We start from the raw sequence: 24871 nt of genomic DNA on the forward strand, positions 1-24871 counted from the left end.
CCACCACCCCCCCCCCCAATCGCCCCCCCCCCACACCCCCCCCCCCCCCCCCCCCCCCCCCCCCCCCCCCCCCCCCCCGGCCACCCACCCTCCCGAGAGCCCACCGCCCAACACCAACCCCCCTTTGCCTCCCCCGCAGGGAAAGCGCAGGCTGGGTCCGGAGGAGGCGTCGCCAATGACCACCCTTGAGGAACAGATCGACATCGCCGCCCCCGTGCTCGCCACCTGGGAGCAGCTGCACCGGGTGCACGAGTACCCGCAGTTCGTCGACGGGGTCCGCAGCGCCCACCCGCGCGGCCGGAACCTCGCCCATCTCGGGGTGCGGGTCGGCGGGGCCGAGCGGTCGGTGGACACCGAGATCACCGACCGCGGGCGGGGCCGGGTGATGGCCTGGCGGACCGTGGAGTCCGTCCACCTGAGCGGCGCGTTCGCGCTGCTGCCGCTCGACCCCCGGCACACCCGGCTGCAGATCCGGGTGGAGTACGACCCGGAGGCGGTGCACCAGGAGTTCGGCGGGCCGCGTGGATTCGCTCAGGCCGGCGCGATCGAGCGGGCGGTGCGCGGGGACCTGGAGCACTTCCGGGAGCTGGTCGAGGCCCGGGTGAGCGCCGCCGACGGCCACTCGGACGCCGACCACAAGCGCGACCACCACCACCCGTAAGAACCGCATAAGCCCAGCTCAGCGGGGGTGGTGAGGCTGTTCACAGCCCGCCGCCGACAAGACCGTTCCGCTTTCACCCTGTGGCAGACTCGGATGCCATGGACATCGGCCCGGTCACCAGGACGCTCCGCGCGGCGGTCTTCGCCGCGCTGGTCGTGCTGCTCGCCGGGCTCGCTCAGGTGCTGGTCACCGGCCGGTCCCTGCCGGTCGGCACGATGGGCCTGGCCTCGATCGCGGTCTTCGCCCTCGCCTTCGCCCTGGCCGGCCGCGAACGCGGCTACCCGGTGATCGCGGCGGCGTTCCTGCCGCTGGAGCTGGGGGTCAGCGCGCTGTTCGACCTCGCCCAGCGCTCCTGCCCCACCCTGCCGCCGGGCGCCGGGCACGGCTTCCAGCCGCTGCTGTGCGGCGGCGGTTCGCTCGGCGGCTTCCTGCTCGGGCACGGCGTGTCCCAGCAGACCGGCGTCCTGCTGCTCCTGCTGCTGCACACGGTGATCGGGCTGGCCGGGGCGTTCTGGCTGCGCCGCGCCGATGCCGCGCTGGCCGGCCTGGTGCGGGCGGTCCGGATGCTGGGCGAGTTCCTGCACCGGCACCTGCCGGCCGCCGCCCGCTGGCTGCGGCTGCTCGTCGCGCCCGTCCGGGCCCGTCCAGTGGTCCGGGTGCCCTTCCCCAGGGCCAGCCGTTCGCTGGTCCCGGCCGAGGACGTGGTGGTCCGTCCGGCCGTCCGGCGCGGTCCGCCGGTGTTCGCCCTGGCCGTCTGAGCCCGGGCCGTCCGAGCCCTCCTCTCAGCGGTCGTCTCTCTCCCCGCGCCGACCCGATCCCGGTCGCGCCGCCCTTCCGCACGCCCGAGAGCACAGGACGACACCTCATGAGCAACATCCGCAGGACCGACCAGAAGACCAACGCCACCGAGCGCATGCGCGCCGCCCGCGCCCAGGCCGAGCGCTCCGACCGGGTCCGTCGCCGGGTCGTGGTCGGCGCCGCCTCCGCCGCCGTGCTGGCCCTCGCGGCCGGTGTGGCCTTCGCCGTCGGCGGCTCCTCCGGCTCGTCCTCGGACGCCGCCGCGAACGGCCCGTTGGTCGTCCCCGCCAACGCGGGCGGCACCGACGGCACCGTGATCACCTACGGCAAGGCCGACGCGCCGCACACCCTGGAGGTCTATGAGGACTTCCGCTGCCCGTTCTGCGAGCAGCTGGAGACCACCACCGGCAAGGCCATCCAGCAGCTCGCCGACAACGGCACGTACAAGATCGAGTACCACCTGGCGACGTTCCTGGACAAGAACCTCGGCGGCAAGGGCTCGCGCACCGCGCTGGCCGCGGCCGGCGCCGCCCTGAACGAGGGCGTGGACAAGTTCAAGGCGTTCCACGACGTGCTGTACGCCAACCAGCCGGACGAGCGCAGCGACGCCTTCGGCGACGTCAACCACATCCTCGACCTGGCCGGCCAGGTGCCCGGGCTGAAGACCGACGGCTTCGTCAAGGCCGTCCAGGAGGGCAGCTACGCGCCGTGGGCCGCCAAGGTGAACGAGGAGTTCGGCAAGAGCGACGTCACCGGCACCCCGACCGTCAAGCTCGACGGCAAGAAGTTGGACGTCCTCACCGACGGCAAGGCGGCCTCGCCCGAGCAGTTCACCGCGCTGGTCAAGCAGGTGACCGGGTGACGACCGCCGCCCCCGCTCCGCGGGCCTTGGGGCCCTTCGGCGCGAGCCGTCCGTTCGCCTGGCTGCTGCTGATCGGCGGCGCGGTCGGCCTGTTCGCCTCGACGGTCCTCACCCTGGACAAGATCCGCCTGCTGGAGGACCCGTCGTACGTCCCCAGCTGCAACATCAATCCGATCATCAGCTGCGGTTCGATCATGCGCAGCGACCAGGCGTCGGCCTTCGGCTTCCCCAACTCGCTGATCGGCCTGGTCGGCTTCGGGGTGGTGATCGCGATCGGTGCCGGCCTGCTCGCCGGGGCGGCGTACCGGCGCTGGTTCTGGCTCGGGCTGCAGGCCGGGACGGTCTTCGGGATCGGCTTCGTGACCTGGCTGATGTACCAGACGCTGTACCGGATCGATGCGCTCTGCCCGTACTGCATGGTGGTGTGGGCCGCGATGATCCCGCTGTTCTGGTACACCACCCTGCACAACCTGCGCTCCGGCGTGATCCCGGTGGGCCCGAAGGCACGGGTGGTGGTGCGGGAGGCCGCGCGCTACCACTGGGTCGTCCCGGCGCTGTGGTACGCGGTGATCGCGCTGCTGGTCCTCAACCGGTTCTGGTACTACTGGAGCACCCTGATCTGATTCCCCTCCGCCGCCCGCTCCCGTCCGGGGCGGGCGGCGGGCCCTCCTCCCCGCGAGGTCGTCATGCGACGCAGGATCATCCTCACCTCCAACGTCTCCCTGGACGGCTACTTCGAGGGCCCGGACCACGATCTGAGCTGGCACCACGTCGACGACGAGGTGCACACCCACTTCAACCGCGTGCTCGCCCGAATGGGTGGCTTCATCTCCGGCCGGCGCACCCACGAGCTGATGGCCTCCTTCTGGCCCACCGCCGACCAGGACCCGGCCGCCGACGGTCCGATGGCGGAGTTCGCGGGCATCTGGCGCGACATGCCGAAGACGGTCTTCTCCCGCACCCTCGACCACGCCGACTGGAACACCACCATCGTCCGCGAGGTCACCCCCGAGACGGTCGCCGCCCTCACCGCCGGGCCCGGCGGGGACCTCTCCCTCGGCGGCGCCGAACTGGCCGAGTCCTTCCTCGCCCAGAACCTGGTCGACGAGTTCCGGATCTACGTCCATCCCGTCGTCCTCGGCCGCGGCACCCTGTTCTTCCGCCCCACCGAGCAGCCGGTCCCGCTCACCCTGACCGACACCCACCGCTTCACCAACGGCGTCACCATGCTGCACTACGCCCGCAGCGGCCCGTCACCGCTGGACTGACCGGCCGACGGGCGCGACGGCGAACCGCCATCGCGCCCGTCCCGCTCAGCCCTCGATCGGCTCGAAGGTGTACCCCTCGACCTCGGCGAGGAGTTCGGCGCGCCGCCGGTCGTCGATGAAGGAGGCCCGGAAGGAGTTGGCGGCCAGTCGGCGCAGGGTCTCCTGGTCGAGGGCCAGGGCCTGCCGGACGGCCCGGAAGTTGTCCTCGACGTAGCCGCCGAAGTAGGCCGGGTCGTCGGAGTTGACGGTGACCAGCAGCCCGGCGTCCAGCATCTCGCGCAGCGGGTGGTCGGCGAGCGTGTCGATGCAGCGCAGGCGGACGTTGGAGAGCGGGCAGAGAGTGAGCGGGACCTGCTCGCGGACCAGGCGGGCGACGAGTTCGCCGTCCTCCAGGCAGCGCAGCCCGTGGTCGATCCGCTCGACGCCCAGGACGTCCAGCGCCTCGGTGATGTACGAGGCCGGGCCCTCCTCGCCCGCGTGGGCGACCCGGCGCAGCCCGGCCTCGGCGGCCCGGCGGTAGACCTCGCGGAACTTCGCCGGCGGGTTGCCGACCTCGGCGGAGTCCAGGCCGATGCCCGAGATCCGGTCGAAGTACGGGCGGGCGGCCTCGAAGGTGTCCAGTGCGGAGTCGGCCGACTCGTCCCGCAGGAAGCACATGATCAGCTGGGTGCTGATTCCGTACCGCTCCTCGCTGCGCGACAGCGCCCGGGTCAGCCCGTCCACCACCACGCCGAGCGGAACCCCACGGGCGGTGTGCGCCTGCGGGTCGAAGAAGATCTCCGCGTGCCGCACGCCCTGCTCGGCGGCCCGGGCCAGGTAGGCGTCCGCGAGGTCGGCGAAGTCCTGCTCGGTGCGCAGCACGGCCATCAGCGCGTAGTAGAGGTCCAGGAAGGACTGCAGGTCGCTGAAGGAGTACGCCTTCCGCAGCTCCTCGGTGTCGGCGTAGGGCAGCGCGACGGAGTTGCGGGCGGCGAGGGCGAAGGCGAGCTCGGGTTCGAGGGTGCCTTCGATGTGCAGGTGGAGTTCGGCCTTGGGAAGCGGCATGTGCGATCTGTCCGAGCTGTCGGGGGGTGAACCTGAAGGTACGGAAGAATTCATCCTATGATCTTCCCGTTCTCTGGGGGCGCCGTGGGCAGCTCCCGGAGGGTGCGCAGCGGCGAGAACAGCGGCAGTGTCCCGGCCAGCGCGAGCAGGCCGGTCATCACCCACATCGTCGCCCGCAGACCGATCAGCTCGCCCAGCGCCCCGCCGGTCAGCGCGCCGAGCGGGATGGTGGCGTGGAGGGCGAACATCGAGCCGGCCGCCACCCGGGTGAGCAGCTCGGGCGGGGTGTAGGACTGCCGGAAGCTGCCCAGCACGATGTTGCAGAGCACCACCGCCGCGACCACGGCCAGCGACCCGATCACGTACAGCACCGTCCCGGCGCCCGGCCCGGCCAGCGGCATCAGCAGCCCGAACGGGGTGACGGTGAGCAGCACGATCCGTGTGCCGCGCGCCGTCCCGAGCCGGCGGCACAGCGGGCGGGCCACCAGCGAGCCGAGCACGCCGCCGACCGCCGCGGCGGAGGCGAGGGCGCCGACCCAGCCGGGGGCGATCCCGGCCGCCCGGACCAGGAACAGCGCCAGGATCGACTGGTACCCCATGAGGGCGAAGTTCGCGGCGGCGCCGAAGCACAGGAAGGCCCGCAGGTACGGGTCGCGCAGCAGGAAGGACAGCCCCTCCCGGACCTGCGCGGACAGGTCCGCGTGTTCCCGGACCACCGGCTCCGGCCGGGCGCGGATCCGCAGCAGGGTGCCGGCCGCGATCAGGAAGCTCACCGCGTCGATGAGCAACCCGGCTGCCGCGCCCACGAGTTGGACGATCAGCCCGGCCAGCCCGCGCCCGGCGACCTCGGCCGCCGAGCCGCTCCCGGTCAGCTTGGCGTTGCCCTCGATCAGGTCCTCCGGCGCCACCAGCTCGGGCAGGTACGCCTGGTCGGCGGCGTCGAAGAACACCGAGCAGAGACCGCTGAGGAAGGCCACGGCTAGCAGCTGCGCCATGGTGAGCACGCCGAACCAGCCCGCCAGCGGCACGCTCGCGAACAGCGCGGCGGAGCCGAGGTTGCAGCCGATCATCACGGCCCGTCGGGGCACCCGGCCGACCCACACTCCGGCCGGCAGGCCGAACAGCAGCCACGGCAGCCAGATCGCGCTGGTCAGCAGGCCGGTGGCGAGCGGCCCGGCGTCCAGGGTGAGCACGGCCACCAACGGCAGCGCGACGGTGGTGACGCTGCTGCCCAGCCGGCTGACGGTCTGCCCCGCCCACAGCAGCCGGAAGTCGTGCTGGGCGAACAGGCCCCAACGGGAGCGGACTTGACGGCTTTCCGGCGGCGGGGCGAGGGTGGCGGTCACGGCTTGGCCGGGACGCTGTGGGCGAAGGCGAGGACGGTCTCACGGTCCCGCCCGTCCTCGGGCACGGGCCGGTGCGCCCACTTCTGGATCACCTCGTGCAGGTCCGCGGCCAGCTCCCGGGCCTCCTCCGGGGTGAGCCGCAGCCAGGTCTGGGTGGCCACCGAGCAGCCGTCCCGCCAGTCGGGCCCGTAGCCGCCGCGCCGAACGGCCCATTCCCGGACCAGCTCGACCTGGCGCTCCAGCAGGATCGATCCGGCGGCGTCCGCGACGGCCTCGGTGACCGGATCGCCGTCGAAGTCGGCCCTGGTCCAGCTGAGTTCGCGGTCGGCCAGTCGCCACCAGTGCTCCCGCCGGTCGCGGGCCAACTCGGGCGCCTCCTCGATCAGTCCGCTCTCGGCCAGCACCTTCAGATGGTGGCTGACGTTGCCGACCGCCTGCTCGGTGCGCTCGGCCAGCTTCCCGACCGTGGCCGGGCCGTCGATCTTGAGCAGGTCGATCAGCCGGCGGCGCAGCGGGTGGGTGAGGGCGGCGAGCACCCGGGAGTCCTGGATCTCCCGGGTGCCGCGCGGCCGTTCCGCGGTGTCGGGCGTGCGGCCCGTCGTGTCGTCCATGGTGGGAGGATATCCACAAGGACTCTTGTACGACGTCTCTTTTACAACAGCTCTTGTGTACTGCCGCCCGCTCGAACGGGTGTACCGGGACGGACACCGGGCACTTGGTAGAAGGAGGATTCTCCGAGGAGGTACCGAGATGCGGCACGCCAACGACCCGCACATCCGGCCCGAGGGCATCTCCCCGCACGCTCTGGGCAACGACACCCTGCTGCACGAGCTGGAGCAACTGCACCGCACGCGCCACGAGACCTTCCTGTACGGCTCGGAGGAGGCGCTGAAGCGGCACACGCTGCGCACCGGGGAGCTGGAGGCCGAGTACCTGCACCGCTTCCCCACCAGGCAGGTCACCGCCGCGCGGACCAGGGCGGGCGCCCGGGCCCGGGAGGCGGCGGCCCGGGTGGAGTCGCTGCCGGAGTAGCTCCCGGAGCGACGGACACCGCGGCCCGGCGGGACACGCCGGGCGGCGGTGGTGTGCCCGGGGCCGGGGCGTCGGGGAGGGTTGGTGCGTCTGCCCTCACACCCCTCTGGGAGCCCGCATGCCCATCGCCAGCGTCAACCCCGCGACCGGCGAGATCATCCAGACCTTCGAACCGCTCGACGCTGCCGGGATCGAGCGGCGACTGGCCCGCGCCGAAGCCGCCTTCCACGCCTACCGCAGCACCTCCTTCGCCGCCCGCGCCGAACTGATGCACCGCGCGGCCGACCTGCTGGACCGGGACCAGGAGACCGTCGCCCGCACGATGACCGAGGAGATGGGCAAGCCGCTCGCCGCCTCCCGGGCCGAGGCCGCCAAGTGCGCCAAGGCGATGCGCTGGTACGCCGACAACGCCGAGGCGCTGCTCGCCGACGAGCACCCCGCCCCGGCCGACGTGGCCGACAGCGGGGCCGCTCGCGCGTACGTCCGCTACCGTCCGCTCGGCCCGGTGCTCGCCGTGATGCCGTGGAACTTCCCGTTCTGGCAGGTGATCCGCTTCGCCGCGCCGGCCCTGATGGCGGGCAACGTGGGCCTGCTCAAGCACGCCTCCAACGTGCCGCGCACGGCGCTCGCGCTCGAGGAGCTGTTCCAGCGGGCCGGCTTCCCGGAGGGCTGCTTCCAGACCCTGCTGATCGGCTCGGGCGCGGTCGAGGGCGTGATCCGGGACCGCCGGGTCGCCGCCGTCACCCTCACCGGCAGCGAGCCGGCCGGACGCGCGGTGGCGGCCGCCGCGGCCGACGAGGTGAAGAAGGCCGTGCTGGAGCTGGGCGGCAGCGACCCGTACGTGGTCCTGCCCAGCGCCGACCTGGAGGCCGCGGTGGGCACCGCGGTACGGGCCCGGGTGCAGAACAACGGCCAGTCCTGCATCGCCGCCAAGCGCTTCATCGTGCACACCGACGTCTACGACCGCTTCACCGCCGCCTTCACCGAGGCGATGCGCTCACTGCGGATCGGCGACCCGATGGACGAGGGCACCGACGTCGGTCCGCTGGCCAGCCGCCAGGGCCGGGACGACCTGGAGGAGCTGGTCGAGGACGCCCGCACCCACGGCGCCCGGGTCGAGTGCGGCGGCGACCGCCCGATGGGCTGGGACACCGGCTGGTTCTACGAGCCGACCGTCCTGACCGGCGTCACCCCGGCGATGCGGATCCACCAGGAGGAGACCTTCGGCCCGGTCGCCACCGTCTACCGGGTCGCCGACCTGGACGAGGCGGTGGCGCTCGCCAACGACACCCCGTTCGGGCTCAGCTCCAACGTCTGGACCACCGACCAGGACGAGCAGGAGCGCTTCGTCCGTGACATCCAGGCCGGCGGGGTGTTCTTCAACGGCATGACCGCCTCCCACCCGGCGCTGCCCTTCGGCGGCGTCAAGCGCTCGGGCTTCGGGCGGGAGCTGTCCGGGCACGGCATCCGGGAGTTCTGCAACGTCACCACGGTGTGGATCGGCTGAGCCCTCCCGGACCACCACGTCCCGGCCGGGTCAGGAGGCCGCCATCCGGTGCCTGCCCCGGCCGGGCGTCGCCCAGCGGGCCACCATGCCGACCAGCGCGATGAAGGTCAGGAACCAGAAGAAGGCCATCAGCCCGATCATCGGCTCCCAGGCCGTCTGGACGGCGATCATGCACAGGCCGATCGAGAGCGCGACCATGAACGTCACCACGGTGGGGCTGAGGCTGAGCAGCCAGTGCCAGGCCCGGTGCCCCAGGCTCGGGTTCCGCGGGGCGTCGGGGCCGGTGTCGAGTTCCTTGTAGGTGAGCAGGTCCATCGGGATCGCCTCCAGTGCTGGAGAGGGGGACAGCCCGGCCCGCGCGGTCAGGAGGCCTTGCGCGGAGCCGTGGACTTGCGGGTGGTGGTCTTCTTCGCCGGGGAGGCCTTCTTGGCGGCCGCGGTCTTCGCGGTCGTGCTCTTCGCGGCCGTCGCCTTCTTCGGCGCGGCGCGCTTGCGGGGCGCCGGCTTCTCCTCCTCCGGCTCCTCCCGCTCGGCGGCCGGCGCCCGCCCGCCCTTGGCCTGCTTGAGGCTGCTGCGCAGCGCCTCCATCAGGTCGATCACGTTGTCCGGCGCCTCGCCGGGCTCCTCCTCGTGCGGGATCTCGACGCCCTCCAGCCGGGCGGTGATCACCTGCTGGAGCGCCTGCTGGTAGTCGTCGTGCAGCTGGGAGAGGTCGAAGTCCTCGGAGAGGGTGTCCATCAGCGACCGCGCCATCTTGAGCTCCTGCGGCCGCACCGTGACGTTCTCCTCGGGCGCGATCCCGGCCGCCGGGCGGACCTCGTCGGGCCAGATGCAGGTCTGCAGCACCAGCGTCCCGTCGTGCACCCGCAGCACCGCGGGCGACTCCCGGGTGCGCAGCGCGATCTTGGTGACGGCGATCTGCCCGGACTCCATCAGCGCGTCGCGCAGCAGGGCGTACGGTTTTGCGGCGGCCTTGTCGGCGACGCCCACGTAGTAGGCCTTGGAGAACATCAGCGGGTCGATCTCGGTCGCGTCCACGAAGGCCAGCACGTCGATGATCTTCTTGCTGGGCAGCGGCAGGTCCGCGAGGTCCTCGTCGCTGAGCGTGACCGTCCGACCGTCGGGCGACTCGTAGCCCTTGGCGATCTCGGCGTACGGGACCTCCTTCTCCTCCTGCTCGCAGTACCGCTTCATCCGCACCCGTCCGCCGTCCTTGGCGTGCACCTGGTGCAGCGGGACGTCGTGCTCCTGGGTCGCGGAGTAGAGGTGGACGGGGATGCTGACCAGCCCGAAGCTGATCGTCCCCTTCCAGGTCGTCTGCATGGAGTGGCTCCGAGAACGTCCGAAGTGCCCCGAGACTCCCACTGTGCCCGGGTTTGCCCCGATCGGCCACACCTCGCCTCCCACGGGCCGGCGAGGGTGCCCGAACAGCTGACGATGCATCAGATTTGAGCTTTCCATGCCACCCCCATACCGGCCCTGACCTGGCCTTTTGCGTTCGGTAAGCGAACAGTTATCAAAGCATTGTTCCGATACTCGGGCGTAGAAGTTAGGTTGCACCGCAATGCGCGGATCTGTCCCCCACCCTCCGGCGCGACGAGCCGAGGGTCATGCCGCGCCGGAAAGGCAGAGGACTCCCTCAATGAGTGCGGACACCACCAAGCAGGCGGCGGACACCACCAAGGCCCCCCACCAGCTCGGCCCGGTCGGACACGGTGGCGACGGCCACCTGAAGGCCGGGCTCAAGAACCGCCACCTGTCGATGATCGCCATCGGCGGCGTGATCGGAGCCGGTCTGTTCGTCGGCTCCGGCGCGGGCATCGCCTCCACCGGGCCCGGCATCCTGCTCTCCTACACCCTGGCCGGCGTGCTGGTGGTGCTGGTGATGCGGATGCTCGGCGAGATGGCCGCGGCCGACCCGCAGAGCGGCTCGTTCTCGGCGTACGCGGACCGCGCGCTGGGCCGCTGGGCCGGCTTCACCATTGGCTGGCTGTACTGGTTCTTCTGGGTCGTGGTGCTCGCGGTCGAGGCCACGGCCGGCGCCAAGATCCTCCACAACTGGGTGCCGGGCGTGCCGCAGTGGGGCTGGGCGCTGATAGTCATGGGCGTGCTGACCGCCACCAACCTGTTCTCGGTCGCCTCCTACGGCGAGTTCGAGTTCTGGTTCGCCGGGATCAAGGTGGTCGCGATCGCCGCGTTCCTGGTGATCGGCACCCTCGCCGCCTTCGGCCTGATGCCCGGCACCCACGCGGTCGGCGCCACCAACCTGACCGGCCAGGGCGGCTTCCTGCCGCACGGCGTGGGCGCGGTGTTCACCGGCATGCTCACAGTGGTCTTCGCCTTCATGGGCAGCGAGATCGTCACCCTCGCGGCCGGCGAGTCGGAGGACCCGGAGAAGGCGGTCAGCAAGGCCACCAACAGCGTGATCTGGCGGATCGGGGTGTTCTACCTGGGCTCGATCCTGCTGGTGGTCACCCTCCTGCCGTGGAACTCGCCCGAGGTCAAGGCCAGCCCGTACGTGGCGGTCCTGGACCACGTGGGCATCCCGCACGCGGGCCAGGTGATGGACGTGATCGTGCTGACGGCCGTGCTGTCCTGCCTCAACTCCGGGATGTACACGGCCTCCCGGATGGCCTTCTCGCTCGGCCAGCGCGGCGACGCCCCGAAGGTCTTCGCGACCGTGACCTCGCGCGGCGTGCCGCGGGTGGCCATCCTCTCCTCGGTGGTGTTCGGCTTCGTCGCCGTCTTCTTCAACTACACCTATCCGAAGACCGTGTTCGCCTTCCTGCTGAACTCCTCCGGGGCCGTCGCGCTGTTCGTCTGGCTGGTCATCTGCGTCACCCAGCTGCGGATGCGCAAGATCATCGAGCGCGAGATGCCCGAGCGGCACACCGTCCGGATGTGGCTGTACCCCTATCTCACCTGGGTGGCCATCGGCATGATCGGCTTCGTCGTGGCGTACATGTTCACCGACGCCGACGGACGCAAGCAGATGTACCTGTCGCTGGTCGCCGCGGCGATCGTGCTCGTCGCCTCGGCCGTGGTGAGCCGACGGCGGCGGGCGGCGGTGGCGGCGAAGTCCTGATCCGTCCGCGCCGCGCTGGAACGCCGGGCCCGGGAGCCGTTGCGGAGGCTCCCGGGCCCGGTGCTGTTCGCGGCCGCCGTCGCGGCCCTCCGGCGAGCCGCCACCGGCCGGTCACGCTGCGTCGAAGTCGGTGCCGCCGCGTGTGAGCCCGCCCACAGGAGATTTCGCATCTACGGCCCTGGATAGTGGTCACGGTCGGCGCACCCACCCCGCAGCCCGGACCATCGGCCCCCGGCCGCCCGCGCGGCCGCCGGGTCCGACCTGAAGAACGCAGGCCATCGCGCCTCCCGACGGCATCTTCCGCCAGTGCGGGCCGCCCGCAACCCTTAGATGTCGAAAACGGACAAACCTCCCCAAACCCACCGGCTTGCCCGGTCGCGCCCGCCCCGCAGCCACTACTGGGCGTAGTAGCGAACCCCTTTGCCACCCGTCTCCGGCCCTGCCAAGAATGGCCCGTCGCCAGGCAGCGCCGGCCGGTCAGTCCGCCGCGCGCAGCCTGCCCGCCCCGCCGTCACCGCCGGGGCGCCACGGCCGTCCCGGACGGCCGCGCGGGCCCCGCTCACCCGGAGCCCACGCGATGCCCGCCCAGTGCCCCCGGCACGGCCCCCGACGGAAAAGGATCGCCCGCTCCATGCAGCTCAGCCATGCCCGCCGCAACTCCCTGATCACCGGCATTGCCACCCTCGTGGTCGCCAGTGCCGCCACCGCCGCGCTCGCCATCCCGCAGGTCGGGGGCTCCACCGAGGCCGCCGCCCCGGTGGCCGCCGTCTCGGTGGACGGCAAGCCGGTCGGCGACCAGGGCCAGGCCGACACCGCTGCCGCTGCCGAGAAGGCCGCCCAGGACGCCAAGGCGGCGCAGGACGCGCAGGCGAAGGCCCAGGCGGACGCCGCCGCCCAGGCGCAGGCCCAGGCCGCCGCCCAGGCGCAGGCCGAGGCCGACGCGAAGGCCCAGGCGGACGCCAAGGCCCAGGCCGACGCCGCCGCCTCCCGCTCCCAGCAGCGGCAGAACCTCAACAGCTACTCCGGCTCCCCGCAGCAGATCGCCGCGCAGATCGTGCCGGCCGGCCAGCTGCAGTGCTTCAGCAACATCGTGTTCCGCGAGAGCAGCTGGAACCCGATGGCCGTCAACGCCTCCTCCGGCGCCTACGGCCTGGTCCAGGCGCTGCCCGGCTCCAAGATGGCCTCCGCCGGCGCCGACTGGCGCACCAACCCGGCCACCCAGATCAAGTGGGGCCTGGACTACATGAACTCCCGCTACGGCAGCCCCTGCGCCGCATGGTCGTTCTGGCAGGCCCACCACTGGTACTAAGCCGGCCCGGCTCTCCCTCCGTACACGCCCCAGGCCCGCGACGCACTCCGCGTCGCGGGCCTCGCGGCGTCCGGGGTCGGCGTGTGCACGCCCAGAAGGCGGCGTGAAGATATGGCGCACGCTCGTACGGTTTGGTGCCAATTGCTAGGAATTACGCATCGTCAGGCCTTTGCCACGGTTCGCGCTCCCTCTTACGCTCCGGCGTCATGCCCTCACCCCTGATCAGCGTCGTGCTCCCCGCCTACGACCAGCACGGACAGCTCGCCGACTGCCTGGACTCGCTGCTCGCCCAGTCCCTGGCGAACGTCGAGGTGATCGTGGTCGCCGACCGCTCCCCCGAGACCGCGGGCGGGCTCGCCGACGCGTTCGCGGCCCGGCACCCGCAGGTGTCGGTGCTGCACCTGAACGCGGCGGTCGGGGTCGGGGTGAGCCGGAACGCGGGTGCGGCGCAGGCCTCCGGCGACTACCTGCTGTTCCTGGACGCCGACCACCTGCTCCCCCGGGACGCCCTCCAGACGCTCGCCGACCGGCTCCAGCAGACCGGCCCGGTCGACGTCCTGCTGTTCGGCCACTCCCGCCGCCACAACGACCGCGACTGGCCGGGCGGCGCCGAGGCCCTGCTCGCCGAGGCCGGCCCCGAGGTCTTCGCCCCCTTCGACCGGCCAGCGCTGTTCGGCGCCCCGCCGCTGATCTGGGACCGGCTGATCCGCCGCGACCACTGGGAGGAGCTCAAGCTCGCCTTCCCCGACGGCCGGTACGAGGAGATCCCGGTCGTCCACGCGGCGCTGCTCGGCGCCCGGAAGGCCGCCGTGCTGGCGCGCGAGTGCGTCCAGCTGCGCCGCCGGGAGACGGTCCACCCGGCCGGCGGCCCCGGCAGCAGCGTGTTCGACCTGTTCGACCAGTACGAGCGCAGCTTCGCCCTGCTGGAGGACCAGCCGCACCTCTACGCGGTGCGCGACGCCCTGTTCGTCCGGATGATCCAGCACTACCTGTTCGTCTTCGACCTCGCCGGCTGCGTCGCCCGCGCCGAACGCCCGCAGTTCTTCCACCGGGCCGCCGAGCACCACCGCCGCTTCATGCCTCCCGGCCACCGCAAGCCGGGCGGGCGGCTGGGGATCAAGTTCTCCCTGCTGGCCGGCGGCGCCTACCCGGCCTTCGAGGTCGCCAAGCTCTCCCACATCGCCCGCGGCACCCTCACGGGGCGCAAGTAGCCCCGTCAGGCGTGCGCGGTACCGCCGTCCGCGGCGGGCGCGGCGGCGATCCGCCGGGCGCGCTCGGCCGGAGGCGACGGGGAGGCCCTGAACCATCACTCCGGTGGCGCAGGGCCCCGCCCATCGACGCCCGACCAGGCGTCCACATCGCGTTCCGAGCGTGCGCGGCCGCGCGCCCGCCCTCAGGCCGCAAACGGGACACCACCCGATCGGGCTACAAGAAACGCCCCGCGCCGAGCCCCGCTGACGGTACCCCTACGGCGCCCCGGCTGCGATCATCGGCGGAGCCGTTGCCGCACCCGCCCGGGAGGTCCCTGGTGAGCCGTCCCTCCGCCGTCCCCGGGGCCGAACTGGCCCGTGAGCTGGCCGCCGTGCTGCGCGGGGAGGTCCGCTTCGGCGCGGCCGAGCGCACGGTCTACAGCCACGACGCCTCCAACTACCGGCAGCTGCCGCTCGGCGTGGTCAAACCCGCCGACCTGGACGACGTGCGCACCGCGCTGGCGCTGTGCCGCCGGTACGGGGTGCCGGTGGTGGCGCGCGGCGCCGGGACGAGCATCGGCGGGCAGGCGATCGGCCCCGGCGCGGTGGTGCTGGACTTCCGCCGCCACCTCGGCTCGGTGCTGGAGGTCGATCCGCAGGCCCGTACCGCGCGCGTCCAGCCCGGCACCGTACTGGACGACCTCCAGCGCGCCGCCCGACCGTACGGGCTGCGCTTCGGCCCGGATCCGTCCACCCACAGCCGCTGCACGATCGGCGGCATGATCGGCAACGACTCCTGCGGCTCCCACTCGCTCGCCTGGGGCCGCACCGCCGACAACGTGGAGCAGCTGGAGCTGCTGCTCGCGGACGGCACCGAGCTGACCGTGGGCGGGCGGCTGACCGGCGCTGAGCGCGCGGGGCTGCGGGAGCTGCCCGGCCGGGTCGGCCAACTCCACACCCTGCTCCAGGAGTTCACCGACCGCAACCTCGCCGTCATCCGCCAGGGCATGCCCCAGCTGCCCCGCCGCACCTCCGGCTACCCGCTGGACGCACTGCTGCCCGAGCGCGGCCACGACCTGGCCCGGGCGCTCACCGGCACCGAGGGCACCTGCGCGCTGCTGCTGGGCGCCACCGTCCGGCTGGTCGAGGACCCGCCCGCCCGCGCCCTGGTGGTGGCCGGCTACCCCGACGAGGGCGCCGCCGCCGACGCCGTCCCGGCACTGCTGCCGTACGGTCCGCTGACCGCCGAGGGCATGGCGGCCGACCTGATCGCAGCGCTGCTGGCGGCCGGCCCGCGTCCGCCCGCGCTGGACCGGCTGCCCGCGGGCGGGTGCTGGCTGTTCCTGGAGACCGGCGGCGCCACCACGCTGGAGGCCTACCAGGCCGCCCGCCGGCTGGCCGACGCGGTGCGCCGCGAGCGCTCGGCCTCCGTCGCCCTGGTCACCGACCAGGTCGAGCAGCGCCAGCTGTGGGCCGTCCGGGAGGCGGGCGCCGGGATCGTCACCCGGCTGCCCGGCGGCGGCGAGGCCTGGCCCGGCTGGGAGGACTCCGCCGTCCCGCCCGAACGGCTCGGCGACTACCTGCGGGACCTGCGCGCCCTGCTGCGCCGGCACAGCCTGCGCGGCGTGCCGTACGGGCACTTCGGCGACGGCTGCGTGCACCTGCGGATCGACTTCCCGCTGGACGAGCCCCAAGGGGTCCTGGTCTTCCGGGAGTTCCTGGAGCAGGCCGCCGATCTGGCGGTCTCCTACGGCGGTTCGCTCTCCGGCGAGCACGGGGACGGGCAGGCCCGCGCGGAACTGCTGCCGCGCATGTACCCGCCCGAAGTCATCGGCCTGTTCGGCGAGTTCAAGCGGATCTGGGATCCGGAGAACCTGCTCAACCCGGGCGCCCTGGTGGACCCGCGCCCGCTCGACGCCGACCTGCGCTTCGTCACCTCCCCGCGCCGCACGCTGCCGCTGGCCCTGCCGTACGAGCAGGACGGCGGCAGCCTGGCCAAGGCCGTGCACCGCTGCGTGGGCGTCGCCAAGTGCGTGGACCCGACCACCGGGGTGATGTGCCCGAGCTACATGGCCACCGGCGAGGAGCGGCACTCCACCCGGGGCCGGGCCCGGCTGCTCGCCGAGATGCTGCGCGGGGAAGCGATCCCGGACGGCTGGCGCTCGGCGGAGGTGCGGGAGGCGCTGGACCTCTGCCTGAGCTGCAAGGGCTGCGCGAGCGACTGCCCGGTGCACGTCGACATGGCGACCTACAAGACCGAGTTCCTGTACCAGCACTACCGGCACCGGCCGCGCCCGCTCCCGCACTACTCGATGGGCTGGCTGCCGCTGTGGCTGCGGGCGGTCGCGCTCGCGCCGGGGGCGGCCAACTCGCTGGTCCGCTCCCCGGCCGGCGCGCTGCTCAAGCGGCTCGGCGGGATCGACCGGCGCCGGGTGCTGCCGGTCTTCCCGCCCGAGACCTTCACCCGCTGGTACCGGCGGCACCGCGCCGCCCACCCGGCCCCGGCGGGCGCGCGGCCGGTCCTGCTGTGGCCGGACACCTTCTCCAACCACCTCCAGCCGGAGGTGCTGCGCTCGGCCGTCGAGGTGCTGGAGCACCTGGGCTTCGACGTCCGGCTGCCCGACGGGCCGGTGTGCTGCGGCCTCACCTGGTACTCCACCGGCCAACTCGGCACCGCCCGCCGGGTGTTGCGGCGCAGCCTGAACGTGCTGGCGGCCGTTGGGGTCCCGGCCGACACCCCCGTGGTCGGCCTGGACCCCAGCTGCACCGCCACCCTGCGCGAGGACCTGCCCCGACTGCTCGGCGCGGACGGCCGGCCCCTCTCCGAACGGACCCGCACCTTCGCCGAGTTCATCGACGAGCACGCCCCGGACGCCCCGCTCCCCCGCGTCCGGCTGGACGCCGTCACCCAGACCCACTGCCACCAGCACGCGGTGCTCGGCAGCGCGGCGGACCGCCGGGTCGAGGTCCGACTGGGCCTGAACAACCGGGTGCTGGACTCCGGCTGCTGCGGGCTGGCGGGCAACTTCGGCTTCGAACAGGGCCACTTCGAGGTCTCCCAGGCGATCGCCGAGCGGGTCCTGCTGCCCGAGGTCCGGGCGGCCGGGCCCGACACGGTGGTGCTGGCGGACGGCTTCAGCTGCCGCACCCAGATCGCCCAACTCGCGGACGGGCGCCGGGCCCTGCACCTGGCGGAGCTGATCGCCCGGGCGCTCCGGGCCGCCGCCCGACCGGCCGACTGACTACCCGTGCTCGGCGAGGAACGCCCCGGCGTGCGCCGCGGCCTCCTCCCGACTCGGGTGCCCGACCGCCCCCCGGCCGCTCTCCCCGTCGGCCCCGGTGGCTGTCCAGCACCACCCGCCGGACTCCTCGTCCCGGACCAACTCAGCGGTTCCGCCGAACAGTTCGAGCGAGCCGGGCCGGGCTGCCGGGCGACTGACGGCCTCCGGCCACTTCTTCCGGGCGCCCTGTCGGGTGATCCCCCAGGCGGCGCCCAGCTGTTCGTAGCTGGCGCCGTAGGAGCCGGCGGTGGCGGCCGCGGCCGCGGTGAGCCGCTTGACCTCAGCGTCCACCAGCTTCCAGGCGGACAGTACGGAGAGGGCGACCTCGGCGGGGTCGTCATTCCACATCCGGTCCTCGGGCAGCCCGGTCGCCCGGGACCGCACGGCGGCGGCGAGGGGGTTGAGCGCGTCCAGGAGGGCCCTGGCCAGCTCCCTCTGCTCCTCATCGGTGATCTCCACGGTCGTCATGATGACAACTATAGTTACCGAAGCAGCCTTCGACAACCATAGTTACCGGCGGTCGAAACGATCCGAGTCCCCGTCCGCGCCCCGGCCCGAGTCCCGCTCCGAGCCCCAACCCGAGCCCCAGCCGGGACCCCGGTCCGAGCCCCGGCCCGGGCCCCAGTCGGAGCCCCGGCCCAGCCCCCGGAACAGCGAGCCCGAATCCCGCCCCCCGAACGGCGAGTTCGAGTCCCGCCGCTCGGGCGCGAACGGGATCCCGGAGGAGAGCGCGCGGTAGCCCACCACCAGCGCCTCCCCCAGGAAGCCGACGCCGATCGACAGCTGCACCGGGCGGGCGTCCGAGGCCAGGCCGTTGTGCTCGGCGAGCATCGCGAAGCCCGCCATCAGTGCCAGCGAGATCGCCGCCGCCAGGAACGTCCAGCCGGTGTAGCGCTGCCACAGCACCCCGTCGCGTTCGTAGACCCGGATGGTGGCACCGCGCAGCGCACCGAAGGCAGTGCCGAGCGCGGCGCCCACCCCCACCCAGACGTAGCCCCCCACGCCGAGGCCGTGCTGCTGCGAGAGCGCCCACAGGCCGAGGCCGGTGAGTACCACCGGCGGCCCGAAGAGATCCCTGGCGTTGAGCGGTTCGCCGCGCAGCCGCCGGACCACCACCACGACCACCACGGCGGCGATCAGTGCCACGTGCACCCAGTTGTTCATCCGTGCTCCCCGAGTTTTTATAGCTTGGCCGTGCTAAATCAGCAATTTAGCTCGATCGTGCTATAACGGCAACATGCCGAAGATCGTCGACCCCGTCGAACGCCGCCAGGCCGTCGCCGATGCCGTCCTGCGCGTCGCCGCCAGGGAGGGCCTGGAACACGCCTCGCTGCGCAACGTCGCCGAGCAGGCCGGGCTCGCCATCGGCTCGGTGCGGCACTACTTCGCCGGCAGCTCCGAGCTGATGATCTTCGCGATGCAGGAGCTGGCCCGCCGGATCGACGCCCGCATCCGCACCCACGCCCGCGTCCTGCTCGACCCGGAACCGGCGCCCGGCACCGACCGGCGCGAACAGACCGTACGGCTGCTCGCCGAGACCCTCCCGCTGGACGCCGAGCGCCGGGAGGAGTCCGCGCTCTGGCTCTCCTTCGTCACCGCCGCCCGCACCCGGCCCGAACTGCGGCCCCGCGCCGTCGAACTGCAGACCGGCCTGGACGCGCTGGTCCGGCGCGTCCTGGTCGAGATGGAGCGCTCCGGCGCCCTCGCGACCGGCCTCGACCTCGACCTGGAGACCCGCCGCCTCTCCGCCCTGCTGGACGGCCTCACCCTGCAGGCCGTCCAGCACCCCGACCTGGTCGGGCCGGACGAGCTGCGCGCGGTGCTCCGCCGCCACCTGGAGACCCTGGCCGCCTCCTGACACCACGCCAACGCTCTTGGCACAATGGCGCGATGACCCTCACCCCCGCCGAGGCGGACAAGCTCCTGGCCGACAACTTCGCCCCCTGGGTACAGTCGCTCGGCCTGTACGTTGTCGAGACCGGCGAGCGGCACGCCGTGCTGCGACTGCCCTGGTCCGACCAACTCGCCCGCGAGGGAGGCGGATTGTCCGGCCAGGCGCTGATGGCAGCCGCCGACACCGCCTGCGTGATCGCCCTCTCGGCGGCGCGCGGTGGCTTCGCGCCGATGACCACCGTCCAGCAGTCCACCAGCTTCCAGCGCGCGGTCAGCGGCCAGGAGGTCCTGGTCCACGCCGTGGTCACCAAGCTCGGACGCCGGATCGCCTTCCTCGACGTCACCCTGACCGCCGAGGGAACCGAGGAACCCGCCGCCCACGCCACCTCGGTCTATGCCCTGGGCTGACGCCCGAATGTGACCGGCCCCGGGCGCGGGCCCGGGGCCGGCCCAGCCGGATCAGCCCTGCAACGCCTCCTTCTTGGGCGGCTCCTCCGCGCACACCGCCGCCACGAACTCCGCGAGCCGCGCCTGCGGCAGCCCGCGCGCGATGTCGGCCTCGCTGATCATGCCGACCAGCTTGTGCTCCGGGTGGTTGATCACCGGCAGCCGGCGGACCTGGTACTGCTCCATCACGCGCAGCACCTGCTCACAGTCCTCGTCCGCCTCCACCGTCATCGGCCGCCCCAGCGCCAGGTCGCCCGCCGTCACCTCGGCCGGGTCGCGGCCCTCCGCGACGCAGCGCAGCACGATGTCGCGGTCGGTCACGATGCCCAGCAGCTTGTCGTTCTCCCCGCAGATGGGCAGTGCGCCCACGTGCCGTTCCCGCATGATCCGGGCAGCGGCCGCTAGCGTCTCGCCCTCGCGGACGCACTCCGCGCCCGGGTGCATGATGTCGCTGGCTTTGGTCATGGTCCGCCTCCTGACCTGGCTTGCTCCCTCTCGTCCATCGTGGTCCGGGCCGATGCCGCACGCCACCGGGCACCCGTCAGGGCGTCGCCTTCGGCTCCGTGCGCTCCTCCGGCCCGCCCTGCCCGTCCGCCTCCGCGCGACCGCCCTGCGGGTCCCCACTCTCCAGCGGCGGACGGGACAACAGATCATCCAGCGGAGGCAGTTCGTGCTTGGGCTGCTCGCGGTCGAGCTCCGGCTCCGGCACCTCGCCGCTCTCCACCGCCTGCTCCGCGGACTTCGCCGCGGCGGCGACCGAGGCGGCCGCCAGCAGGTCCCGCTGCTGGGACTCCGTCGCGCTGTCCAAGAACCGCAGCAGCTCCACCGGGAACGGCAGCACCAGCGTCGAGTTCTTCTCCGCCGCCACCTCCACCACGGTCTGCAGCAACCGCAGTTGGAGCGCCGCCGGGGTCGCGCTCATCACCGCCGCCGCCTCCGACAGCCGCTCCGAGGCCTGGTACTCACCGTCCGCCGTGATGATCCGCGCCCGCCGCTCCCGCTCGGCCTCCGCCTGGCGCGCGATCGAGCGCTTCATCGACTCCGGCAGGGCGACGTCCTTGATCTCCACCCGGTCGATCTGGATGCCCCAGCCCAGCGCCGGGCTGTCGATCATCAACTCCAGCCCCTGGTTGATCGGTTCGCGGTTGGCCAGCAGGTCGTCCAGCTCGCTCTTGCCGATGATCGACCGCAGCGAGGTCTGCGCGACCTGGGAGATCGCGAAGTTGTAGTCCTGCACGTTGACCGTCGCCTTCACCGGGTCCTGCACCTGGAAGTAGACCACCGCGTCCACCCGCACGGTCACGTTGTCCCGGGTGATGCCCTCCTGCGCCGGGATCGGCATCGTCACGATCTGCACGTTCACCCGGCGCAGCCGGTCCGCGATCGGCATCAGCGCGACCAGCCCCGGCTCGCGGATCTCCTCGCGCACCCGCCCGAAGCGGAACACCACGCCCTTCTGGAACTGCTGGACCACCCGGATGCTCAGCCCCGCCCAGACCGCCCCCAGCCCGACCAGCCCCCCGAGAGCCCCCAGCACCGCATCGACGATCATCGCGGCCTCCTCGCGGCCTCCGCGCACACCGGCGCGTCCGGCCACCGCCGACCGGACCGGCCGGGGGCCGCCGGAGCAACTGATTCCACGCTACGCCTGCCCGGTGCAGGCCGGACCGAACGTCCCGCGCACCCTAGGATCGGGCCATGCAGCTGGCCCCCGCCGACGACCCGAGCCACCCCCGCCACCCCGCCGAGGCCGCCGCCCGCGCCACCGGACTCACCGAGCTCGACCGCGTCGTCACCGGCTGCCGGGCCTGCCCCCGGCTGGTCGAATGGCGCGAGGAGACCGCCCGCACCAAGCGCCGCGCCTACCAGGACTGGGACTACTGGGCCCGCCCCATCCCCGGCTTCGGCCCGCCCGACGCCCCGCTCGTCCTGGTCGGCCTCGCCCCCGCCGCCCACGGCGCCAACCGCACCGGCCGGATCTTCACCGGCGACCCCTCCGGCGACCTCCTCTACGCGGCCCTCTACGACCTCGGGCTCGCCAACCGCCCGGAGTCCGTCCGCCACGGCGACGGCCTGGAACTGTACGGCGTCCGGATCACCGACCCGGTCCGCTGCGCCCCGCCCGACAACAAGCCCAGCACGGCCGAACGCGACACCTGCCGCTCCTGGATCACCCGCGAGATGCAGCTGCTGCGCCCCACCGTCCGGACCGTCGTCGCCCTCGGCGGCTTCGCCTGGCAGGCGATGCTGCCGGTGATCGCCGACGCCGGCTGGCTGGTCCCGCGCCCCCGCCCCGCCTTCGGCCACGCCGCCCGGGTCACCCTCCCCGCCCGCGACGGCGGCCCCGACCTGCTGCTCTACGGCTGCTACCACGTGAGCCCGCGCAACACCAACACCGGCCGGCTCACCACCGCGATGCTCCGAAACCTGCTCCGCGAGGCGGCCCTCTCAGCGGGGCTCAGCCCCCGCTAACAGACCCGAACCGCGTCAGCTTCCGCTTCCCCGCCTCCGCCCACACCTTCGTCAGCCGCCCGCGCGCCGCCTCCGCCGCCGCCAGCTGGCCCGCGTAGAGCACGCCGTAGGCGAAGGACTCTCCGTCCTCGGCCGCCCGGGCGGTCAGGGCCGCGGCGGCGACCACCGCGTCCTGGTGTTCGCCCAGCACCTCCTGGACGGCCTTCATCCGCTCCGCGTAGCGCTCCGCCGCCGGGCCGATCGCGGGGGACGCCGTCTCTCCGGCGTAGCGGGCGCGCTTGGCGGCCTTGCGGGCCTCGTGCAGGGCCTGGTCGCGCTGTTCGGGGCCGGCGGCGAGGGCGGTGTGGACGCGGTCGGCCGTGCGGCGCTGCTCGTGGGCGGCGATGCGGGCGAGTTCGGGGGCGGCGGCGCGGGCGGCCCGGGGGCGCAGCGGCGGGTCGGCAAGCAGGGTGGTCAGGGCGGTGGCGAGGGCCCGGCGGCGGGGGCTGTCTAGGGCGGCGACCACCTCGGGCCACACCCGGCGGTACTCGGCCTCGCCCCACTGCTCCAGCGCCGCCGCGACCCGTTCCGGTCCGCAGGCCGCGGGCAGCTCACGGGCCTCGGCGGCCAGCCGTTCGGCGAGCACCTCGCGGTCCCGGGCGCGGCCCAGCGCGGCGCCCAGCCAGCGCAGATCGGCGACCAGGGCGTCGGTGGCGCCGGGGTCGAGGAGCCGGCGGAAGGTCCGCAGGGCGCTGCGCAGCCGCCGGCAGGCGACCCGCATCCGGTGGACCGCGTCGGGTTCGTCCGCCCGGACGGCGTCGTCCAGTCCGGCGAGCACCGCCGCCTGGGCCTCGACGCGGTCGAGCAGCACCTGTCCGACCGTGGTTCCGGGCCTCGCCATGCGCGTGCACCCCCTCATCGGGATGTCTTCCAGGCTACGCGCGGGCCCGCCTGTCGACCCCACGGCGGCCTGAAGGGGCGTCACCCGAACCGCCGCATCCGTACGCGCCCTCGTGTCCGCCGTAAGGGGCATGGCATACTCCGGGGCGTGATGACCTCCACCCATGCGACCAGGGCCCTGCGGGCCGCGGTGTTCACCGCGCTCGCCGTGCCGATGGCCGCGCTGGGCCAGGTGGTCATCACCGGTCGCCCGCTGCCGCTGTCGCTGGTGGCCACCGCGAGCGCCGTCGTGTTCCTGGTCGCGGCCGTGCTGGCCGGCGGGGAGCGGCGGCTGCTGCACATCTCCGGGGTGATGGTGCCGGTCGAGCTGCTGCTCAACACCACCTTCAACCTGGGCCAGACCGGCTGTGGGCCGGTGCTGTCCGAGCACGTCTCCGCGCGCGGGGTGAACCTGCTGGTCTGCGGCGGCGGTTCGGTGGACGGCTCGCTGCTGGGCGGCCCGGTGGGCCACTCCGGGCAGTTGGCGCCCGCCGCGACCCAGCTGCTGCTCCTGCTGGTGCACCTGGTGATCGCGCTGGCGGCCGCGGCCTGGCTGCGGCTGGGCGACTCCGCGCTGTCCGGCCTGGCCCGGGCGCTGCGCGCGCTGCGCCAGTCGGTGGCCCGCCCGCTGCGGGCGCTGCTCGTCCTGCTGGTCCCCGCCCCGGTGCGCCCGGTGCTGCGGGTACCGCTGCCGGTGTCGGACCACGAGCGGCCGCGCCGCGAGGACGTGGTGCTGAGCCCGGCTCCCCGGCGTGGTCCGCCGGTCTTCGCGCCTGTCTGCTGAGCGCGTACCCCCTTTCCCGTAAGCACGGTTCCGTACGCCCGTAGGCAGTGCGCACAACTCCGCGTCACTTGCCCCCGCCGCACCCCATGCGGCCACCCGCGCGCACCCGCGCGCCGCGTACAGGAGTTGACTTCCCCATGGCTCAGAACCCCACCAAGCGCGAGGCCAAGCGCATCAGCGCCCGTGAGCGCATCCAGGAGGCGCAGCGCCGCGAGCAGCAGGCCGCCAAGCGCCGCCAGTTGATCGTCGTGTCGGTCTCCGCCGTCGTCGTGCTCGCCCTGGCGGGCGGTGTGGCGCTCGCGATCAACACGGGCTCGAAGAACGACGACAAGGCCGCCGCGGCCGCCTCCGCGGCCCCGCTGGTCGTCCCGGCCAACGCCACCGGCCCGGACGGCACGGTGATCACCTACGGCAAGGCCGACGCCCCGCACACCATGGAGGTGTACGAGGACTTCCGCTGCCCGGTCTGCAAGCACTTCGAGGCGGCGAACGGCCAGACCGTCAAGGAGATCACCCAGGACGGCCAGATCAAGGTGGAGTACCACCTGGCCGCCTTCCTGGACAAGAACCTCGGCGGCAAGGGCTCGCGCACCGCGCTGGCCGCGGCCGGCGCCGCGCTGAACGAGGGCGTGGACAAGTTCAAGGCGTTCCACGACGTGCTGTACGCCAACCAGCCGGACGAGCGCGAGGACGGCTTCGGCGACGTCAACCACCTGCTGGACCTGGCCGGCCAGGTGCCCGGGCTGAAGACGGACGCCTTCGTGAAGGCGGTCACCGACCGGACGTACGCGCCGTGGGCGGCGAAGGTGGCCGACGCGTTCAACAACAGCCAGGTGACCGGCACCCCGACGGTCAAGGTGGACGGCAAGCCGATCAACCTGTTCACGGGCAACGCCCCCGCGGCTCCGGAGCAGTTCACCGCCCAGGTCAAGCAGGCCGCCGGCCTGCAGTAGGCCGCAACGCATCGCATGGCAC

General features: G+C 73.2%; 26 protein-coding genes. 16 read left to right on the forward strand and 10 right to left on the reverse strand.

Features of this window, described 5'->3' with window-relative positions; genetic code table 11:
• Positions 1 to 175: 175 nt before the first annotated feature.
• The 5 genes from ACIG5E_RS12280 to ACIG5E_RS12300 all read left to right on the forward strand — a co-directional run bounded on the left by ACIG5E_RS12280 (position 176) and on the right by ACIG5E_RS12300 (position 3589).
• Positions 176 to 661 carry an SRPBCC family protein gene (locus tag ACIG5E_RS12280; protein WP_396533273.1) on the forward strand — a complete coding sequence of 162 codons (486 nt, stop codon included), beginning with the start codon at positions 176 to 178 and terminating at the stop codon, positions 659 to 661.
• A gap of 98 nt (positions 662 to 759) precedes the next feature.
• Complete coding sequence (locus ACIG5E_RS12285; RefSeq protein ID WP_396533274.1) at positions 760 to 1419, forward strand: hypothetical protein; 660 nt, start codon at positions 760 to 762, stop codon at positions 1417 to 1419.
• Between the two features lie 107 nt (positions 1420 to 1526).
• Positions 1527 to 2321, forward strand: a complete 795-nt coding sequence (locus ACIG5E_RS12290; protein WP_396533276.1) for a thioredoxin domain-containing protein — start codon at positions 1527 to 1529, stop codon at positions 2319 to 2321.
• The gene (locus ACIG5E_RS12295; RefSeq protein WP_396533278.1) at positions 2318 to 2944 is read left to right on the forward strand and encodes a vitamin K epoxide reductase family protein; all 627 of its coding nucleotides are present in this window, start codon (positions 2318 to 2320) and stop codon (positions 2942 to 2944) included. The genes ACIG5E_RS12290 and ACIG5E_RS12295 overlap by 4 nt, the downstream gene beginning before the upstream one ends.
• A gap of 63 nt (positions 2945 to 3007) precedes the next feature.
• Positions 3008 to 3589: a dihydrofolate reductase family protein gene (locus tag ACIG5E_RS12300; RefSeq protein ID WP_396533280.1), complete on the forward strand. Its 582-nt coding sequence runs from the start codon at positions 3008 to 3010 to the stop codon at positions 3587 to 3589.
• A 45-nt stretch (positions 3590 to 3634) separates the two neighbouring features.
• Here the strand turns inward: ACIG5E_RS12300 and ACIG5E_RS12305 are convergent, their stop codons facing one another.
• From ACIG5E_RS12305 to ACIG5E_RS12315, 3 genes are read right to left on the reverse strand one after another with little or no spacing between them, the layout of a single operon-like run.
• Positions 3635 to 4633, reverse strand: coding sequence for an adenosine deaminase (locus tag ACIG5E_RS12305; protein WP_396533282.1), 999 nt, complete (start codon positions 4631 to 4633; stop codon positions 3635 to 3637).
• 50 nt (positions 4634 to 4683) lie between these two features.
• Positions 4684 to 5979 carry an MFS transporter gene (locus ACIG5E_RS12310; protein WP_396533284.1) on the reverse strand — a complete coding sequence of 432 codons (1296 nt, stop codon included), beginning with the start codon at positions 5977 to 5979 and terminating at the stop codon, positions 4684 to 4686.
• Positions 5976 to 6590, reverse strand: coding sequence for an ArsR/SmtB family transcription factor (locus ACIG5E_RS12315; RefSeq protein ID WP_396533286.1), 615 nt, complete (start codon positions 6588 to 6590; stop codon positions 5976 to 5978). Before ACIG5E_RS12315 ends, ACIG5E_RS12310 begins: the two co-directional genes overlap by 4 nt.
• 139 nt (positions 6591 to 6729) lie before the next feature.
• On the opposite strand from ACIG5E_RS12315, the gene ACIG5E_RS12320 reads away from it, so the two are divergent.
• Together ACIG5E_RS12320 and ACIG5E_RS12325 are read left to right on the forward strand one after the other, a co-directional pair.
• Positions 6730 to 7011 (forward strand): DUF6158 family protein, encoded by a 282-nt coding sequence (locus ACIG5E_RS12320; protein ID WP_396533288.1) that lies wholly within the window; start codon positions 6730 to 6732, stop codon positions 7009 to 7011.
• Between the two features lie 118 nt (positions 7012 to 7129).
• Positions 7130 to 8518, forward strand: coding sequence for an NADP-dependent succinic semialdehyde dehydrogenase (locus ACIG5E_RS12325; protein ID WP_396533290.1), 1389 nt, complete (start codon positions 7130 to 7132; stop codon positions 8516 to 8518).
• Positions 8519 to 8548: 30 nt separating this feature from the next.
• Here the strand turns inward: ACIG5E_RS12325 and ACIG5E_RS12330 are convergent, their stop codons facing one another.
• Together ACIG5E_RS12330 and ACIG5E_RS12335 are read right to left on the reverse strand one after the other, a co-directional pair.
• On the reverse strand, positions 8549 to 8833 hold the full coding sequence (locus tag ACIG5E_RS12330; RefSeq protein WP_396533292.1) for a hypothetical protein: 285 nt from the start codon (positions 8831 to 8833) through the stop codon (positions 8549 to 8551).
• Between the two features lie 47 nt (positions 8834 to 8880).
• Positions 8881 to 9840, reverse strand: coding sequence for a Ku protein (locus tag ACIG5E_RS12335; RefSeq protein ID WP_396533294.1), 960 nt, complete (start codon positions 9838 to 9840; stop codon positions 8881 to 8883).
• A gap of 319 nt (positions 9841 to 10159) precedes the next feature.
• Here ACIG5E_RS12335 and ACIG5E_RS12340 point away from each other — a divergent pair, with 319 nt between their 5' ends.
• The 4 genes from ACIG5E_RS12340 (at position 10160) to ACIG5E_RS12355 (ending at position 17343) form a co-directional block, all read left to right on the forward strand.
• On the forward strand, positions 10160 to 11602 hold the full coding sequence (locus ACIG5E_RS12340; protein WP_396533296.1) for an amino acid permease: 1443 nt from the start codon (positions 10160 to 10162) through the stop codon (positions 11600 to 11602).
• 631 nt (positions 11603 to 12233) lie between these two features.
• Positions 12234 to 12911, forward strand: coding sequence for a transglycosylase SLT domain-containing protein (locus tag ACIG5E_RS12345; RefSeq protein ID WP_396533298.1), 678 nt, complete (start codon positions 12234 to 12236; stop codon positions 12909 to 12911).
• A 206-nt stretch (positions 12912 to 13117) separates the two neighbouring features.
• Positions 13118 to 14122 carry a glycosyltransferase family 2 protein gene (locus tag ACIG5E_RS12350; protein ID WP_396533300.1) on the forward strand — a complete coding sequence of 335 codons (1005 nt, stop codon included), beginning with the start codon at positions 13118 to 13120 and terminating at the stop codon, positions 14120 to 14122.
• Between the two features lie 317 nt (positions 14123 to 14439).
• Positions 14440 to 17343, forward strand: a complete 2904-nt coding sequence (locus tag ACIG5E_RS12355) for an FAD-binding and (Fe-S)-binding domain-containing protein (RefSeq protein ID WP_396533302.1) — start codon at positions 14440 to 14442, stop codon at positions 17341 to 17343.
• On the opposite strand, the gene ACIG5E_RS12360 is transcribed toward ACIG5E_RS12355, so the two are convergent.
• Both ACIG5E_RS12360 and ACIG5E_RS12365 read right to left on the reverse strand, forming a co-directional pair.
• Entirely contained in the window at positions 17344 to 17850 is a 507-nt protein-coding gene (locus ACIG5E_RS12360) for a hypothetical protein (RefSeq protein ID WP_396533304.1), read from the reverse strand.
• 42 nt (positions 17851 to 17892) lie between these two features.
• Positions 17893 to 18546 (reverse strand): DUF1453 domain-containing protein, encoded by a 654-nt coding sequence (locus ACIG5E_RS12365; protein WP_396533306.1) that lies wholly within the window; start codon positions 18544 to 18546, stop codon positions 17893 to 17895.
• Positions 18547 to 18619: 73 nt separating this feature from the next.
• On the opposite strand from ACIG5E_RS12365, the gene ACIG5E_RS12370 reads away from it, so the two are divergent.
• Together ACIG5E_RS12370 and ACIG5E_RS12375 are read left to right on the forward strand one after the other, a co-directional pair.
• Complete coding sequence (locus ACIG5E_RS12370) at positions 18620 to 19240, forward strand: TetR/AcrR family transcriptional regulator (RefSeq protein ID WP_396533308.1); 621 nt, start codon at positions 18620 to 18622, stop codon at positions 19238 to 19240.
• Between the two features lie 32 nt (positions 19241 to 19272).
• Positions 19273 to 19683, forward strand: coding sequence for a PaaI family thioesterase (locus ACIG5E_RS12375; RefSeq protein WP_396533310.1), 411 nt, complete (start codon positions 19273 to 19275; stop codon positions 19681 to 19683).
• Positions 19684 to 19734: 51 nt separating this feature from the next.
• On the opposite strand, the gene ACIG5E_RS12380 is transcribed toward ACIG5E_RS12375, so the two are convergent.
• Entirely contained in the window at positions 19735 to 20187 is a 453-nt protein-coding gene (locus ACIG5E_RS12380) for a CBS domain-containing protein (protein ID WP_396533312.1), read from the reverse strand.
• A 76-nt stretch (positions 20188 to 20263) separates the two neighbouring features.
• Positions 20264 to 21274: a slipin family protein gene (locus ACIG5E_RS12385; RefSeq protein WP_396533314.1), complete on the reverse strand. Its 1011-nt coding sequence runs from the start codon at positions 21272 to 21274 to the stop codon at positions 20264 to 20266.
• A 146-nt stretch (positions 21275 to 21420) separates the two neighbouring features.
• Here ACIG5E_RS12385 and ACIG5E_RS12390 point away from each other — a divergent pair, with 146 nt between their 5' ends.
• Complete coding sequence (locus ACIG5E_RS12390) at positions 21421 to 22194, forward strand: uracil-DNA glycosylase (RefSeq protein WP_396533316.1); 774 nt, start codon at positions 21421 to 21423, stop codon at positions 22192 to 22194.
• Here the strand turns inward: ACIG5E_RS12390 and ACIG5E_RS12395 are convergent.
• Positions 22181 to 23074, reverse strand: a complete 894-nt coding sequence (locus ACIG5E_RS12395; RefSeq protein ID WP_396533317.1) for a CHAD domain-containing protein — start codon at positions 23072 to 23074, stop codon at positions 22181 to 22183. The genes ACIG5E_RS12390 and ACIG5E_RS12395 overlap by 14 nt on opposite strands.
• Before the next feature lie 150 nt (positions 23075 to 23224).
• On the opposite strand from ACIG5E_RS12395, the gene ACIG5E_RS12400 reads away from it, so the two are divergent.
• Complete coding sequence (locus ACIG5E_RS12400) at positions 23225 to 23896, forward strand: hypothetical protein (protein ID WP_396533318.1); 672 nt, start codon at positions 23225 to 23227, stop codon at positions 23894 to 23896.
• A gap of 137 nt (positions 23897 to 24033) precedes the next feature.
• Positions 24034 to 24849 carry a DsbA family protein gene (locus ACIG5E_RS12405; RefSeq protein ID WP_396533319.1) on the forward strand — a complete coding sequence of 272 codons (816 nt, stop codon included), beginning with the start codon at positions 24034 to 24036 and terminating at the stop codon, positions 24847 to 24849.
• Positions 24850 to 24871: the final 22 nt, after the last annotated feature.

Origin of the sequence: Kitasatospora sp. NPDC053057, from assembly GCF_044546945.1 — a bacterium.
Lineage (GTDB): Bacteria > Actinomycetota > Actinomycetes > Streptomycetales > Streptomycetaceae > Kitasatospora.

What these genes read in the sequence shown, in the direction of transcription:
- ACIG5E_RS12280 (WP_396533273.1), top strand. Translation starts at nt 176, where the DNA reads ATGACCACCCTTGAGGAACAGATCGACATCGCCGCCCCCGTGCTCGCC.
- ACIG5E_RS12285 (WP_396533274.1), top strand. Translation starts at nt 760, where the DNA reads ATGGACATCGGCCCGGTCACCAGGACGCTCCGCGCGGCGGTCTTCGCC.
- ACIG5E_RS12290 (WP_396533276.1), top strand. Translation starts at nt 1,527, where the DNA reads ATGAGCAACATCCGCAGGACCGACCAGAAGACCAACGCCACCGAGCGC.
- ACIG5E_RS12300 (WP_396533280.1), top strand. Translation starts at nt 3,008, where the DNA reads ATGCGACGCAGGATCATCCTCACCTCCAACGTCTCCCTGGACGGCTAC.
- ACIG5E_RS12305 (WP_396533282.1), bottom strand. Translation starts at nt 4,633, where the DNA reads ATGCCGCTTCCCAAGGCCGAACTCCACCTGCACATCGAAGGCACCCTC.
- ACIG5E_RS12315 (WP_396533286.1), bottom strand. Translation starts at nt 6,590, where the DNA reads ATGGACGACACGACGGGCCGCACGCCCGACACCGCGGAACGGCCGCGC.
- ACIG5E_RS12320 (WP_396533288.1), top strand. Translation starts at nt 6,730, where the DNA reads ATGCGGCACGCCAACGACCCGCACATCCGGCCCGAGGGCATCTCCCCG.
- ACIG5E_RS12325 (WP_396533290.1), top strand. Translation starts at nt 7,130, where the DNA reads ATGCCCATCGCCAGCGTCAACCCCGCGACCGGCGAGATCATCCAGACC.
- ACIG5E_RS12330 (WP_396533292.1), bottom strand. Translation starts at nt 8,833, where the DNA reads ATGGACCTGCTCACCTACAAGGAACTCGACACCGGCCCCGACGCCCCG.
- ACIG5E_RS12335 (WP_396533294.1), bottom strand. Translation starts at nt 9,840, where the DNA reads ATGCAGACGACCTGGAAGGGGACGATCAGCTTCGGGCTGGTCAGCATC.
- ACIG5E_RS12340 (WP_396533296.1), top strand. Translation starts at nt 10,160, where the DNA reads ATGAGTGCGGACACCACCAAGCAGGCGGCGGACACCACCAAGGCCCCC.
- ACIG5E_RS12345 (WP_396533298.1), top strand. Translation starts at nt 12,234, where the DNA reads ATGCAGCTCAGCCATGCCCGCCGCAACTCCCTGATCACCGGCATTGCC.
- ACIG5E_RS12350 (WP_396533300.1), top strand. Translation starts at nt 13,118, where the DNA reads ATGCCCTCACCCCTGATCAGCGTCGTGCTCCCCGCCTACGACCAGCAC.
- ACIG5E_RS12360 (WP_396533304.1), bottom strand. Translation starts at nt 17,850, where the DNA reads ATGACGACCGTGGAGATCACCGATGAGGAGCAGAGGGAGCTGGCCAGG.
- ACIG5E_RS12365 (WP_396533306.1), bottom strand. Translation starts at nt 18,546, where the DNA reads ATGAACAACTGGGTGCACGTGGCACTGATCGCCGCCGTGGTGGTCGTG.
- ACIG5E_RS12370 (WP_396533308.1), top strand. Translation starts at nt 18,620, where the DNA reads ATGCCGAAGATCGTCGACCCCGTCGAACGCCGCCAGGCCGTCGCCGAT.
- ACIG5E_RS12375 (WP_396533310.1), top strand. Translation starts at nt 19,273, where the DNA reads ATGACCCTCACCCCCGCCGAGGCGGACAAGCTCCTGGCCGACAACTTC.
- ACIG5E_RS12380 (WP_396533312.1), bottom strand. Translation starts at nt 20,187, where the DNA reads ATGACCAAAGCCAGCGACATCATGCACCCGGGCGCGGAGTGCGTCCGC.
- ACIG5E_RS12385 (WP_396533314.1), bottom strand. Translation starts at nt 21,274, where the DNA reads ATGATCGTCGATGCGGTGCTGGGGGCTCTCGGGGGGCTGGTCGGGCTG.
- ACIG5E_RS12390 (WP_396533316.1), top strand. Translation starts at nt 21,421, where the DNA reads ATGCAGCTGGCCCCCGCCGACGACCCGAGCCACCCCCGCCACCCCGCC.
- ACIG5E_RS12395 (WP_396533317.1), bottom strand. Translation starts at nt 23,074, where the DNA reads ATGGCGAGGCCCGGAACCACGGTCGGACAGGTGCTGCTCGACCGCGTC.
- ACIG5E_RS12400 (WP_396533318.1), top strand. Translation starts at nt 23,225, where the DNA reads ATGACCTCCACCCATGCGACCAGGGCCCTGCGGGCCGCGGTGTTCACC.
- ACIG5E_RS12405 (WP_396533319.1), top strand. Translation starts at nt 24,034, where the DNA reads ATGGCTCAGAACCCCACCAAGCGCGAGGCCAAGCGCATCAGCGCCCGT.